This is a genomic window from Legionella sp. km535 (assembly GCF_003990085.1).
GTDB classification, from domain to species: Bacteria; Pseudomonadota; Gammaproteobacteria; order Legionellales; family Legionellaceae; genus Legionella; species Legionella moravica.
The window spans coordinates 100113-114155 of record NZ_RZGU01000009.1 but is presented as its reverse complement, the minus strand read 5'-3'; the positions used below and the strand labels follow the sequence as shown (position 1 = coordinate 114155).

Here is a 14043-nt window from a genome sequence, read left to right as displayed (position 1 = left end):
TTATTCAGTTAGTTTAAAGAAAAGTATGCTTATTAGATGGTTGCAGTGTTGATTAGTTCAGATTCATTGCGCTCAGCTTCTGAAATATGCTTGAGTAAGCTGTTAAGCCAAAGATCTTCATCGTTTGTAAATTTACTGTTTGGAAAGAATCCAAATGGCTGGGCTGGTTTTGCAGCGCTGGCCTGAGGACGATCATCAGTCTGGCTTTCAATGGGAATTAATGCCAGCGTACTGGATTCGTTCTCTAATTGCTGTGTTGGTTTGATTTTCGGACGCAATGAATCCATTACCGAATCAAACTTTGTATTCAAACTTGCTTGTATTGAACTTAGAGGGCTTTTGTTGCTCAGTATAAAAATAATCGAATCCAAAATTTCAATTGCTACATTTAGGCTTAATCGCACCATTAAATTAAAGCTCCCTTCAAAAAGGGAGAATGCTGCATGAGTAGGGGATGTGTTGCTGTTTGGCAGCAGTGATAATAATAGATTTATACCTGAAAACAATAAAATAAAGCCATTGGTTAGGAGTTGATAGGTTGCCTTTAAGCCAATCCATGCAAGCGGCAGACTCAGTTGAAGCGCAAGGTTAACAGGGAGCATTAAAGTACTGAGCAGCAGCATGGGGAGGGCGGTTAATAAAAACTGAATCCAGCCTTTGTGTTGAATGATTGTCTCAGCAATTACTTTTAATGCATTAAAGAATTTGGGCAAACTGGTCGCGGTAAACAGGGTTGAGATGAAAAAAACAGTCATAATGTTTTTCCATGTGGGCATATTCGCGATAAGTTGCGGCCAAAATCCGAAGATGTATTGAATCTTATTAATAAGCTCATCAGTCAGAGTGATTTTTAATTCCTGACCGGCTTCTGCTATCGCCAGAAGCAGTTCATCCAGTTTTTTCTGTTCTACAATGGAATCAAGAAGTTCTGGCGATAGTTCTTTGATATGGGTAAGAATTTCATCCATGTTGATTTGTTCGGCACTGCTAATATAATCTCTAAGAATCAGTAAAAATACCGCAACCGAACTGCCATCTACATCCTTTATATAGGGGCGAATAGCAGCCAATTGTTTGGAAAAAGTATTAATATAACGAAAATTTAATTGCCCATCCGAATAAGTCGACAGAGGTATGGTTACTAACAGACTGCTGCTGAAGAAATGCAGCCAGCTTATTGTCTGTGACAGGGTAGCTGAACTGTTTTTTGTTACTTTCAGCATATCTGTAAGGGCGCTTGCCCAGTCTGAAGGGGTAAATTTAGCAAGATTGTCTTTAAATGCTTTTCCTGGAATGTTGTCTTCACCTGCTAGCATATAATCTCTGGCTAATAAGATGTCTCCCATGAGTGTATTACAGATTGGTTCCGGAATGGGTTGTGCGTATCTGCTTTGTTGGCCATCCGGATGAAATCTTATCGCTCTCATTCGATACGCTTTATTAATTTCGGCTGGGCTAAAGTTAAGATTGGGCCTTGATAAATCAAGATTTAATAATTCGCACAAATCTTTTTTAGTGATTATGTTCGGGCCATCAAAAATACTGCTGTAGAGAAAGGGCATTAGAATCACCTTGAAATAGAGGTTGCTGTTCTAAAAAATGGCATAGTATATGAATCGAGAGCCAATAAAGTCAAATGTGGTGTGATGATGGTGGGCTATTGAATCAAGAGGATTTGTTGGGGCTTACTCATTCATTATTCGTAAAAAGCAGGTACCCGCACGTCTGTCCCATTAAAAAAATGACGTCTTTCCGAGCGTAGCGAGGAATCTCCTGCAAGGTTGCACGATCCCATTACAATGCGGCCATTAAAATCATATCAGTCGAAATGATATAAAAATCCAGGTACATCTTCTGATGACATCATTCAATTCCTTGTAAAAAAAAGAGTTTAAAAGGTAATGATAATTAATGCATTAATTCAGATTGTGCCAATTTGCAGGAGATTCCTCGTTACGCTCGGAAAGACGTCACATTTTTAATGGGACAGCAGTGCAGGTACCCGTTGCAAGGGTACCTGGGCGTTCTATAATTGTGTAGACTACTGCCTAAACGGTATATTGAACACCAATTAACAGAGCGTTCAGTGTTGGATTTTGAGTATCCATGTTGATATTTCCAGTGGAATTATTCAGGTTGAAGGTTCCTGTTGTTTTAGGGCTTGCTCCTAACGCGAATAAATAAGAACCGGTTAAAGCCCAATTTTCATTAAAGTTATAGGCCGCACCTAATTTTATTTCAGGTAATACCGCTGTCTGATTGCTCTTTTCGCTGTAGCTATTGATTAGCGGAGATGCAAAGGCAGGGGAGTACAAGGAAGTTGTATGTGTTTGCATATTTTGTATCATGGCGCCTGCCTTGATGGATAAACTGTAATAAGGTTGCATATAGGCAACACCTAATAACACATCAAAGCCTGATATTGTGTGACTCATGGTAAATGATGCGGGAAGCTGAATGGTTACACCGTTTACTGCGGGATTAATCGTGGTTTTTCCATAATATCCCCAGCCTAACTCTCCAGTCGCTCCAAATTGATCTTCAAACATACTTACCATTCCAACTGCTAGACGGCCAGTATATTGATCGTTGGTTATAGCTGAAGTGATCACTGTATTGGCGCCAATCAGTGCAAAGTCATATCCATCAATTGTATTCCAGGTATATCCACCTTCAAGCGCAAAAAAAGTAGAACAGCAGGAATTAGAATCACCCATACCACCGGCATGGATAGCAGAACTCAAGGATAGTGCAGATAATAAAGAGAGCAGGGTTGATTTTTTCATGATTTAGTAACTCGTTCCATGTATATTATTATTTAAAAACAGCGATAATTTAAAACAGTTGGCCTTGAATTGCCAGTAAAATTATTTAAGATTTGTGAACTCTCTGTACATGAAAAAAAACAGCCATGCCCGCGCAGGCGCAGTAGCGTCCGGAGAAAATGAGTTTCTCTCGATCAAATCCCCTCTCCACTGCGCGTAGCGTGGGGGAGAGGGTTTAGGGTGAGGGGGGTAAAATATTTGCGAGCAAAAGCGCGCTCATTTTATAAATAACTCCATAAGAATCTTTGTGCCATATTCCGAAATTAGGTCCAATTTAAATAATCATCAATATGCGTTACTCTATGCAGGTTTCTTTAGTGATCTGATATGGTGTATTGGTAAACACAAAAATATAACAGTGATTTAGACTATGTCCAACTCGAATAATTCATTAAAAAGCGTTGTTGCTATATGCATTGGTAACGCAATGGAATGGTATGATTTTATGATTTATAACTTCATGCTTCTTTTTATTGCTCAGGCATATTTCCCAAATCAAAATCGGATCACCTCTATATTGGCGACTATGGCAAGTTCAGGCGTTGCTCTGGTCGTTAGGCCTTTAGGCGGAGTATTTTTAGGAATATGGGCTGACAGGCATGGGCATCATAAAGCGCTCATGCTGGTTTTTAATCTCATGGCGCTTGCCACAATCCTCATTACTTTCACTCCGTCCTTTGAACACATTGGTCTTTGGGCTACTGTATTGATTTTATGGGCTCGATTAATTCAGGGTTTGGCTACTGGTGCGGAGTTTGGCATAGCCAGCTCCCTGCTGAGCCAATTGGCGCCAGAATCCCAAAAAGGACTCTATACTTCCTTTCAAATGGTGGGACAATTATTTGCTGTGTTGTCAGGATCTTCAATTTGCTTTTTTTTGACTGTTAGTTGCTCTCAAGAGTATTTGTATGACTTTGCCTGGCGGATTCCATTTGCTATTGGTCTTTTCATCTTGCCCATCGGATGGTTACTTCGGCGACAGTTGCAACGGCAATTCACCGGGATCCCACAACATTTCAGGACAGAGAGTTTATCGAGTATTATTATTCAACAAAAGCGTTTGTTGGCTATTGCATTATGCCTTGTCATTGGCTGTACTGGGTCATTTTATACATTATTCAGCTACATGCCGACGTATAGTAAATTGTATTTACATTTATCGATGGACGATGCTTATCTGGGAACGATGACTGGAATATCAGTCAGCATCATTACCATTCCATTGTTTGGTGCATTGTCTGATCGAATAGGTAAAAAAGCGGTTTTACTTTGTTCTATGTTCTTTTGTTTTATTCTTGTTTATCCTTTATTTTCTCTACTTACTCAACACCCTTCCTTAAGTACGCTAATTCTTATTGAGAGTATTTTTGGAGTGTTTACAGGTGCCTATTTTGGTGTAGTGACTGCAGTTTTAAGTGAATTATTTCCTATGGCGATACGATCCACCTGTCTGGCAATTAGCTATAATTTGGCGGTGATGATTTTTGGCGGGTTTGCCCCTTTTATTATTACTGTGCTAATAGAAAAGACCCATAGCCCTATGGTTTTTACTTATTATTTATTGACTGCGGTATCCATCGGTTTGGTTGGTGCTTTTGTTTATCAGGAGACAGGTAAATCAGAAGAAATGCAGTACGATCGATTAGTCACAACTTAAAAGGAGTATTATGAATCAACTTGACTGGCTAGCTAAATTAATTGCTTTCGATACAACTTCGCGCTATTCGAATTTATCTCTCATTGAATTTTTGGCCAATGTTTTAACAGATTATAAAATCAATCCAATTTTAATTCATGACAGCAAGCAGCCTAAAGCCAATTTATTCGCTACTCTTCCAGGTAAGAATGGAAGGATGAATGGTGGAATCGTCTTGTCCGGTCATACCGATGTTGTGCCCGTTGATGGGCAAAATTGGGACAGCAATCCTTTTGAAGCAACCATTAGAGAAAACCGTGTTTATGGAAGGGGGGCTTGCGATATGAAAGGATTTATCGCTGTTGTTATGGCTTTAATTCCGAAATTGCAAGGCATGAATTTAGATTTTCCAGTTCACTTAGCCTTTTCATATGACGAGGAAATAGGGTGTTTGGGGGCCCCTTATCTAATAGATAAAATTTTAGAGCTGAATTACAGGCCTGATGCCTGTATTGTTGGTGAGCCTACTTTGATGCAGCCAGTTATTGGGCATAAAGGGAAACAATCATACCGCTGTCAGATACATGGGGTTGCCGCACATTCCTCTTTAACGGATCAAGGCTCCAATGCTATCGAACATGCGGCCACTATGATCAGCTATTTGAGGGGCATTGCTACCGAGTTTAAAAACAAGGGATTTCGGGATCCTGCCTACGATGTACCCTATACCACGTTAACTACTAATCTGATTCAAGGGGGAAATTCCTATAATACTTTACCGAGTTTATGTGACTTTATTTTTGAATTTAGAAATCTGGCTGTAGATAACCCCAACGAGCTGGACCAAAAGATCAGTGCTTTTGTTGATGAGCATTTAAGACCCACTTTGAAACAGGAACACGCAGAAGCAGATGTGAGTCTGGAGACTATTGCAAAAGCACCCGGTTTGGATACTAATCCATCTGAGCCAATTGTTCAGGCAGCACAACAGATTTGTCATAGTGATAAATTGCACAAGGTTGCTTACGCAACAGAGGCTGGATTATTTCAGCAAGCACACATTCCAACCATAGTCTGTGGTCCTGGCAGTATCGAGCAGGCACATCGTGCCAATGAATACGTTGCTATAGATCAGTTGGTATCTTGCGAACAGTTTATAATCGATTTGTTGCAATCGCCATTTCTTCTGAACATGCAGTCTGATAAGTGATTAAGCAGAGCCTTTTTCTTAGATTATACAAGTACTTTTACAGGCTATTCACATAGTTATGTACAGAATTTGTGGATAACCTGTCGCTGTTGCGCAGTGATTTGCTCGAAAAACAATCGAAAAACCCTGATTTGATGCACTAACGTGTAACTAAAATAAGATGGAACCCAACCAGCACCGTCACACTATTTGCATCGTTTACTGAAATATGGCCCATCTTGTCAGCTTTTTGGCACATTTCTCCTGCAAATCCAGCTTATTCATCTTTAAAAAAATTCATGAGGCAGCTGTGCGCTGCCTCAAAAGAAAAGGGATAAAGGGGTTAAGGGGTAAAAGCCCGAACGCACCTAACCCGAAGAACGCTGCTCTTACCGCCGACGTACTGGTTGCCATTGCTGAAGTCCTGGAACCAGGCATCGAACGTAGGATTGCCGGAAAACTCGGTAGAACTCCAGTAGTGGTCAAAGGAAATACCGCCTATGGCCACGCGATTAGTAAATAAGCAGTTGAGCTGGCCTGACGCTGTCAGGTTATTTCCAGCCGGCAAGAACCAATCGTTATAGCAGGTATTTCCTGCCTGACAGGGGGTATTGCCTTGGGAGTCCACCTCAAAGTCATTACACAATTGTGCTGCATAAGGAACACCGCTGTTGTTACCGAGTGCCAAAACAATAGCTGTAGTATTACTGGCTCCATCGGTATTACTTTGCGCTCCAGTAGCAACTGTACCAAATCCTCCCCATTCAATGTTCCAGCTAGCATCGGTGGTAGCTATAATCAGATTATTTAATCCTCCATTTAAACAAGCAATGATGCCGCCGCCTGAAGGTTGCCCTACTGCGGTGGTCACGTAGGTATAACCATTATTCAGTGTTGCACCACCTGCCGGTGTGTCAATCACAACATCCACAACTCCAGTCGCATGGGCAGGCGTGACGCCAGTCACCGTTGTCGAATTGACCACATTGAGGCTTGTTGCCGCCATCCCATCAAAGGTGACACTCGTAGCACCGGTTAACCCAGTCCCCGTTAAGGTAAATCCCGTTCCCCCCGACGCCGTGCCTGAAGCTGGGTTGATGGCAGTCAGCGTACTGCCCGACTGAATAGCAATGGCTGCTGTCAGCGCATTGGTATTGGTGCCCTGAATGGAGAAGTTCGTTTGCGGTACCATCGTGTTGCCTGGCGTATACGTCAGTGTGCAACTATCTCCTGGCGGAACATTTGCACAGGTATTCCCTGTCTCGGTGACATTGCCATCCAGGTCAGTCCCTGTTAAATTGGAGGTGATGTTGGTGGCAGTCACTTGCGTTGACGTGTTGTTAATCGTGAGTTGCCCCGTTGGCCCATTGACCGTTAGTGTTAAAGGAGACCCGGTGACGGCAATCACCACATCCGTTATCGGTGGCGCTTGGGTAATGCGCAGAATATTGGCACTACCTGGACAGTAACACTGATTCATGGACCCTTGTTGGCAAACCACAGGACCACCCGTAACTGGATCGTTTAACTGATTACCATTTATCTGCAAAGAGAGTATGCAGGAATTCTTGCCTCTGAGTACAAAAGGATTGCCGCATACATTGAGTCCTGTGGTGATTTGCGTAATACCCAAAATGGGGCGCATTGTTAAGGTATGTGGCTTAGTGGATTGGTTCGTGACTTGATATTGCACCGTGGCTGTACCATTGGCAGGTACTGCAATTGTGGTGGCCGTCAGCGGCTCAAAGGTCCACAATGGAGTCCCTGCGAACACTGTTGTGATCATCCATGCTGAGCACAAGAAAGCCAGTATTTTTTTCATAGAAATCACGTTGCTGTTTCTTTGCATAGCCTTTGTCCTTATACGATGTAATTCATGTTAAACAAAAAACATTGGTGCAGGGGATTATGGGCCAGGCCTGAATTCAAAGTCAGCTCCAAAGCATGAATCATTTCGCTTTCCCCCAGTCGTCAAACTCAGCACCAGCATCCTTTATGTTATTTAATATTGAACGACCATTGCGAATTAATATACTAACTTATTGATTTAAAATCAAAAAAAACACTTTGATTTTCAATTAATTGGGCAGCCCGATTAAACATTTTGTACGGATTCAAGATAGTCTATTGTAATTTATTTTAGCAAGAATATAATGCCTTCTTTTTGTCCAAAAGGGATTGTTATGCCTAAATTTATTTTTGTAACTGGAGCAACGGGATCCGGAAAATCAACGGTAGCCGATGAAATGGAATTCTTGATAAAAGAGAAAGGATTCAGTGTTGCTACTTTGAATCTGGATCATTATTATCTTCCTCAAAGCAAACTGGATCCTGATAAGCCAAAGAATTTTGATGTTCCGGAAGCTCTGGAGCAAGAGATGATTATTGGCCATCTAATTGCTTTAGAATCAGGCAACGCTATTGAACGACCTACCTATGATATGACAGTCAGTGATCGAGTCCCTAGGGGGGAAGTTACTTTTTCTCCGCAGGATGTCATTATTGTTGAGGGAATTTTTGCCGGGGAATACAAACGTTATCTTAAAAGAGATACAGAACAATTAAGTGTTTATTTACACTCTCCACAATTAAATGATAATTACACTAGAAAAGCTGATCGAGACAGTGTTGAAAGGAAAAAAACACCTGAGCATATCAAGGCTATGAGAGCGAATCAGATGTTTTGTTTATTTCATTATGTAGCGCCACACATGACTTCATCTGATATAGTAATTGATAACAGTTGGCAGCCAGTGGCCAGTTCGAGTGACAGTCCATCTAAAGTACCAATGATTATTGAAGATAAATTGGACCGGCTGATGACCTTTTTGTATTCAAAAATGTCATTTGCTTTGGTTTATTAATTTATTTTTAAGGACATTCAAGTCAAAGGATTGATTTATGGCAAAGCATTATGCTTTTCGTACACTGACTCAAATCCCCTCGGGAATATGGATATTGGGTTTTGTGAGTATGTTGATGGATATTTCCTCGGAAATCATCCATAGTCTTTTACCTCTTGCACAGGAGCCGCACTGTCGTTGATCGCTTTAACAGGATTGCTGTACGTAAAATATAAAGTAGTGTGAATTGTGCTCCATCTATTAAACTTGTGATTTATTTACCCAGCTTGTTGATTGCTCAATTTCCTTAAAGTATAATTTTTGATCTCTAAGTTCATCGGGGTTCAAAAATGTCCAAAAATGCACTTTTTAATTTAATCAATGCCAGAAACAAGTTTGCGCATTTTGAAATGCCTGATAATGTTCATTTATTAGAGCGCACTCACAAACTGGGCACTCCATATTTCTTGTTTGAACTGCCTTTAAAGGAACAGTTGGTAATAGGGGGTTATCGTTTAACCAATCATCACCTGAGTGTTTATTCGGATGCTGTTGGAAAAATAGATTATAAAAGCCAATATCATTATACGGCTTATTTTGAAAAAGAAGGAATTGAATACAGATTACATGTTTATTTTGATTCCCGTGATTATTTTTTTTCTCACCCCAATTTTGCGGAAATTCAATCAGAAAATGAATTCATAACCGTAAACTGTCAGGAGCACGATGCTGCGTTTACCTTACTGGCAGACACTGCTACCCGCGAACTTGTCGGGAAATTAAGATCATTTCAGACCATGGTTATTAAATCATTGGAAGCGCATTACGAGGAGCTGGAGGCCAGGATTCTGGTTTTATCTGCAAACATACACCTTAACAAGAATGCTTATATTGAAACGATCAAACGGCAAAAAGAGGTTTTAAATCAAATAATCCTTTATTCGAATCATCCTGCACCAATATTTCGTAAAATGAGCTGGCTAAACATGACACTAGCCAACGTCCTGACCATGGATGCACCTTCTGCTGCGTCGAAGGAAGAAGCTACGTCCAGTGATAAGGCGGAGCGCGTTGAACGAAAATCACGTTCTTCCAAAAAAGGCACTGGTTATCAAGCCACCCATTTTAAACATCACACTGTCCAAAAATCAGTACTTGCAGAAGATGTCGCAAAGGATAAAGTGGCCCCTAAAGAGAGTTTTGCAGCAGAAATTCAGCAGTTAAAATTGCGTACTGACGCATATCAATCAATGACTGATGAAAAACTGATAACTCAAATAGAAAAACTCTACCTTGATGTTTTGGGGCTCGAGTGGACTTTGGAATCAAAACATAATTATGAGGTTACTCTAAAGGATTTAACTAATTTAAGAATCCTCGAAGATCGAGTCAAGCAATTGGGTATTGGTTTATTGCAAAGAGCGTTAATTCGAGAGCACTATGAGCAAGCGGCACAATTAAATTCTTTTCACTCAATGTTGCCAGAAACTATCGCTTTATTAGCGTTACAAAACTTTAAAGCTGAATTGTTGGACTTTTTGCTGAAACATAAAATTATACCCATTAATTTCAAAGGATTTGTTATTGCGAACAAAGAATACCCATCTTTAGTTGATTATTGTTTCAAAAATTCAACTAAAGAGTTTCCGGCTCTGAAGTGTCTTAATACTTTGGTTAAACATGGTGTTTCCTTGTTGGATATAGAGAGTAGTTCTGGTTTGCCATACGCTGCAGTTCTGCTTTTGAAACAGGGCCATCCTTTGCGAGAAGTACTGGAACAAAATTCCGGACTTACGGTTAACAATCCCTTATTTTATAAACAGCTGAATCAGGTTCTGCGTCTGGTATTGGATAAATCAACCTGTGCCCCAGAGTTTAAAGGACAGGTAGCTGAGTTAATCTTGTCAAATCAGCACAAAATTGAATTATTGAAACATCACATACATTCAAATGAATCCACGAAAGTCCCATTCTACTTGGAAGAAACTTTGGGTGAGCAGATGGTACGACAACTTCTTGATGATCCGCAAATTCGTTTTTATAAACAATCGATTGAACGCAGAGTTACTCAATTAATTCGAAGATTACCACGTGTTCAGCATAAAGCGATTGCTGGTTTTACTGAAGTCAATTTTGAATTAATCAGCAATTCATTAAACAGAATTGAGAATCTTGCAGAAGTTCCTTCATTTGAAGAAATTAAAAGGGATGTGGTAAGACAGCAAATTTTGATACTGGAGTTTGTTGATCTTAGGGATGAAGCGATTGATAAAGAGGAGTTACTGAGTTGCGTCATCCAGCTTAAACGAAAACCCACCAGGGATGAAAAGAAATTTATAGCACGTTTAAATATGATTTTGATCAGGATGGGTGAAATTGAGAAATTATTGCTGAACAGGGAGCATGATCCAGTTCAGGCAATAAAAGATAAAGCCTCAGCTTCACTTTCAGAAATAAGTAATGAAAACAGTGACTTGAAACAGTTTATTTCTGGTCTGATCAAAGAATCATCTTCCAGCAGTTCTGATGCACCAAGGCCTGAAATTGGTCTGGCCTTTGGGGTGTTTTATAATATGCTTGAAACCGCAAGATCTGATACCACTGCAAACACCTCAGGTGAAGAACCAGATATGACTAATATCTGCAGAATCTCCTGATTTGCGTGTGAAGGAAAATTGATTTGCTGACTTAGAGGTAGAGTAGCAAGTGTTTTGATTTTTAATTCAAAACAGTTGCTACATTCGCTGGATGGATTAAATACTCGGACATTTTGACCCAGTATCTAGTTCATCGGGTGATTGAACCAGTTCCTGATAGAATTGATTTAAATCTTCCAATAGTTCAGCCAGGCTGTCACAATAATAAGTCCCTAATTGAGCTTTTCCAATTAACTCTTTGTATTGGTCAATGTAAATATCGTACTCATCAGTCAAGTCGGTATTATTAACATGCTCATGTTCTTTGATTTTAGTTAATACATCATCGATTTGTAGTTTAATATGCTTAAAGTCCTTCTTGGTACCTTGAGCAGGGGGAGCTGATTGTTCCCCTTTTTTCCATTCATAGATAAAAATCAATACAATGATCGTTACAGGAATTAGTGTAATTAATCCTAAATAAAACATTGAATTTGTAGAAGGGTCTGGAGGAGTATAGCGTTCTGGACATTCATTGGGATGAGTCTGACAGATTGGTTCAGTAAGTGTAGATGATGTTGGTGGGAATAACGAAGAATAATGTGGCGCAGGAGTGTGAGCTGTGATTGAGTTTCTTTGCGGTTTAGCCGTATGGAGAACTCGAGTTAAAGGTTCGGGAGCGCTGGGGCCGATTCGTCCTTGTTTAGTATGTTGATGTTTAACCCAGTGGTGCATGGATCCCATAAGTTTGTCCAATTCTTGCGCCTGGCCTGCAATAGCTTCGAAAGAAGTGTCTTTTATTTGAGATGCACTAAGATGAGTGATTACCTGATTGACCTGTCCTTTAAGTGCCTTATTGGTTTTAAGCAAATCAGAACTGCTGGAGGGAAATTGGGATAAGGTATCATGGTTTTTTCTAAAGGTTTGTAATTTTGCCTGCTCCGCTGTAAATAATCGTTTCCAAACAGATAAATCCTGTTCTTGCTGTATGGCTTTATGATATGCCTGGGTATTTTTATCAATAATTGCATCAATATGGTGCGACGATTCATCGATAAAAACATCAATTTGATTGAGCAGGGAGAGCATTTGCTCTTTGAATTGATGGATAGTATAGACTTCTCCGGCTTGTCCCAAAAGATCCATGATTTGAGCGACTACTTTCTGAAATCTATCCAGTTCATCCAAATCTGAAACGGCATTGGCATAGTGATTTAAAATATCTTCATCCATGGCAATTAAATGAAATTTTGGGCAGTTTTTTAATTGCTCCATCGTTAAATGAAGGACAGGGGCTGAATCAGCAACTAATTCTGTAGCGTGTTTTCCGCAGTTTTTTGCTACCTGTGTAGGATATGCACTGGAGTCTGTAATGTGCCCCAGTGTAAAATCATAGGGATGTGGGTTCACTGGACTTATATTCAGAGCAAAATGTAAAATTCTGTTTCTGTCAGTTGATAGTTTTTTTATGGTTTTTGATAACTCACCAAGGCGCTCTCTGAGAAGCTGAGATTCCACTAAATGAGTTAAATGAGGATGAATTTTGTTATCAATCACGCTACGAAAATTGGCCAAAAACAAACGATCCGAGCCCTCCAGTGGTGAAATGTTTTTTTCAATGGTTCGTAAGTAATGAGTGAGTAATTCCAATTGTTCCTGGACTTGTTGGATGTTGGTATTTTGACTTAAGCCTTTTAAAATATTATTTACATCCAGAAGAACATAATTCATCGGTTGGTTTAAATGTTCTTCTGGTAATTCCTGATTTCGTAACAGAAGGTAGTCTCCTACATTTTGCATTAAATCATACAAGGATGGCCATTGCAGTCTTTGACTATCAATGGGCTGTACATGAAAATCATCACGAGTTAATACTTGACGAGGTTTGAACGAATCGGAGTAAAGCCACGCGTGCTCATAAATATTAACCAAAGCCTGATCTGAGTCAGCAAACCACGAACCCTGGTTGGTCAAATAATCCGGATGGATGCCTGATTTGGAGCGAATCGCTAAAACCCAATCACGAAAATTTAATTCTTGCTCTGTATAACCGTATTCAGAGTGAAGCCAAAATCGTGCTTTATTAGGTATTGGTCTATATGATGCCAAATGTTCCTTCTTTTCCTTTCCCATACTTCTCACTCCTTGAGAAAGCAAATAACCCTAAGGATATTGCCTGGTTTATGATAGGTTGTTTTACAGCCTGGTAATAATATCCATAACCAACTAGGTTATTTTTATACCAATTAATTTGATAACATTCTTTCATTTAATAAGCAATAGTTCTTAAGTTGCACATCAATCCAATCTTCCACCGACACCTGAATTTTGTTAAATTAGGACTTTTGATTTTTATAGGTGTGCTATGCCATCATTTGATATTGTTTCTGAAATAAATGAAGTTGAGTTACGGAATGCCGTAGATAATGCGACGCGGGAAGTTGGGACCCGTTTTGATTTTCGTGGTGTTGAAGCAACAATTGAACTTAAAGAACTCACTGTTACCCTGCGATCTGAATCGGAATTTCAGGTGCGTCAGCTTGAAGATTTATTTCGTACTCATTGCACCAAGCGTAATCTGACTACTGCCGGGGTTGATATTGAAGAGAAGCCGGTTCATATCGGAAAATTTTATTCTCTGAACATGACCTTTAAGCAGGGGATTGATCAACCTACGGCCAAAGAAATCATTAAATTTATTAAAGACAGCAAGGCGAAAGTTCAAACATCCATCCAGGGGGAGAAAATTCGAGTTACCGGAAAAAAACGCGATGATCTTCAGGATACAATCGCTTTATTAAAGAAATCCGATATCGAATTACCACTGCAATTTGAAAATTTCCGTGATTAACTTGTTTCATGAGTTCGGGCTGGAGCTCGCTGCTCGGCAATTTTTTCAAGGCTTGGTGATACT

General features: G+C 39.9%; 10 protein-coding genes. 6 read left to right on the top strand and 4 right to left on the bottom strand.

Annotated elements, in window-relative coordinates:
- Positions 1 to 32: 32 nt before the first annotated feature.
- Both ELY21_RS07200 and ELY21_RS07195 read right to left on the bottom strand, forming a co-directional pair.
- Positions 33 to 1562, bottom strand: a complete 1530-nt coding sequence (locus ELY21_RS07200; protein WP_127108224.1) for a hypothetical protein — start codon at positions 1560 to 1562, stop codon at positions 33 to 35.
- Between the two features lie 486 nt (positions 1563 to 2048).
- Positions 2049 to 2786 (bottom strand): hypothetical protein, encoded by a 738-nt coding sequence (locus tag ELY21_RS07195; RefSeq protein ID WP_127108222.1) that lies wholly within the window; start codon positions 2784 to 2786, stop codon positions 2049 to 2051.
- 409 nt (positions 2787 to 3195) lie between these two features.
- On the opposite strand from ELY21_RS07195, the gene ELY21_RS07190 reads away from it, so the two are divergent.
- Together ELY21_RS07190 and argE are read left to right on the top strand one after the other, a co-directional pair.
- Positions 3196 to 4482 (top strand): MFS transporter, encoded by a 1287-nt coding sequence (locus ELY21_RS07190; RefSeq protein WP_127108220.1) that lies wholly within the window; start codon positions 3196 to 3198, stop codon positions 4480 to 4482.
- Positions 4483 to 4492: 10 nt separating this feature from the next.
- Entirely contained in the window at positions 4493 to 5671 is a 1179-nt protein-coding gene (gene argE / locus ELY21_RS07185) for an acetylornithine deacetylase (RefSeq protein ID WP_127108218.1), read from the top strand.
- A 322-nt stretch (positions 5672 to 5993) separates the two neighbouring features.
- On the opposite strand, the gene ELY21_RS07180 is transcribed toward argE, so the two are convergent.
- Entirely contained in the window at positions 5994 to 7499 is a 1506-nt protein-coding gene (locus ELY21_RS07180) for an IPT/TIG domain-containing protein (protein WP_233588679.1), read from the bottom strand.
- Positions 7500 to 7833: 334 nt separating this feature from the next.
- Here ELY21_RS07180 and ELY21_RS07175 point away from each other — a divergent pair, with 334 nt between their 5' ends.
- The 3 genes from ELY21_RS07175 to ELY21_RS07165 all read left to right on the top strand — a co-directional run bounded on the left by ELY21_RS07175 (position 7834) and on the right by ELY21_RS07165 (position 11150).
- On the top strand, positions 7834 to 8514 hold the full coding sequence (locus ELY21_RS07175) for an AAA family ATPase (protein WP_127108216.1): 681 nt from the start codon (positions 7834 to 7836) through the stop codon (positions 8512 to 8514).
- 37 nt (positions 8515 to 8551) lie between these two features.
- Positions 8552 to 8695, top strand: a complete 144-nt coding sequence (locus tag ELY21_RS07170; RefSeq protein ID WP_199741667.1) for a hypothetical protein — start codon at positions 8552 to 8554, stop codon at positions 8693 to 8695.
- Between the two features lie 148 nt (positions 8696 to 8843).
- The gene (locus ELY21_RS07165) at positions 8844 to 11150 is read left to right on the top strand and encodes a hypothetical protein (protein ID WP_127108214.1); all 2307 of its coding nucleotides are present in this window, start codon (positions 8844 to 8846) and stop codon (positions 11148 to 11150) included.
- A 96-nt stretch (positions 11151 to 11246) separates the two neighbouring features.
- Here the strand turns inward: ELY21_RS07165 and ELY21_RS07160 are convergent, their stop codons facing one another.
- Entirely contained in the window at positions 11247 to 13262 is a 2016-nt protein-coding gene (locus ELY21_RS07160; protein ID WP_127108212.1) for a hypothetical protein, read from the bottom strand.
- A 232-nt stretch (positions 13263 to 13494) separates the two neighbouring features.
- Between ELY21_RS07160 and ELY21_RS07155 the strand changes: the two genes are divergently transcribed.
- Positions 13495 to 13980, top strand: coding sequence for a YajQ family cyclic di-GMP-binding protein (locus tag ELY21_RS07155; RefSeq protein WP_127108210.1), 486 nt, complete (start codon positions 13495 to 13497; stop codon positions 13978 to 13980).
- Positions 13981 to 14043: the final 63 nt, after the last annotated feature.

Bases quoted from the DNA above. Each gene is read 5' to 3' on its own strand.
- ELY21_RS07200 (WP_127108224.1), bottom strand. From the start codon at position 1,562: ATGCCCTTTCTCTACAGCAGTATTTTTGATGGCCCGAACATAATCACT.
- ELY21_RS07175 (WP_127108216.1), top strand. From the start codon at position 7,834: ATGCCTAAATTTATTTTTGTAACTGGAGCAACGGGATCCGGAAAATCA.
- ELY21_RS07195 (WP_127108222.1), bottom strand. From the start codon at position 2,786: ATGAAAAAATCAACCCTGCTCTCTTTATTATCTGCACTATCCTTGAGT.
- argE (WP_127108218.1), top strand. From the start codon at position 4,493: ATGAATCAACTTGACTGGCTAGCTAAATTAATTGCTTTCGATACAACT.
- ELY21_RS07190 (WP_127108220.1), top strand. From the start codon at position 3,196: ATGTCCAACTCGAATAATTCATTAAAAAGCGTTGTTGCTATATGCATT.
- ELY21_RS07170 (WP_199741667.1), top strand. From the start codon at position 8,552: ATGGCAAAGCATTATGCTTTTCGTACACTGACTCAAATCCCCTCGGGA.
- ELY21_RS07180 (WP_233588679.1), bottom strand. From the start codon at position 7,499: ATGCAAAGAAACAGCAACGTGATTTCTATGAAAAAAATACTGGCTTTC.
- ELY21_RS07165 (WP_127108214.1), top strand. From the start codon at position 8,844: ATGTCCAAAAATGCACTTTTTAATTTAATCAATGCCAGAAACAAGTTT.
- ELY21_RS07160 (WP_127108212.1), bottom strand. From the start codon at position 13,262: ATGGGAAAGGAAAAGAAGGAACATTTGGCATCATATAGACCAATACCT.
- ELY21_RS07155 (WP_127108210.1), top strand. From the start codon at position 13,495: ATGCCATCATTTGATATTGTTTCTGAAATAAATGAAGTTGAGTTACGG.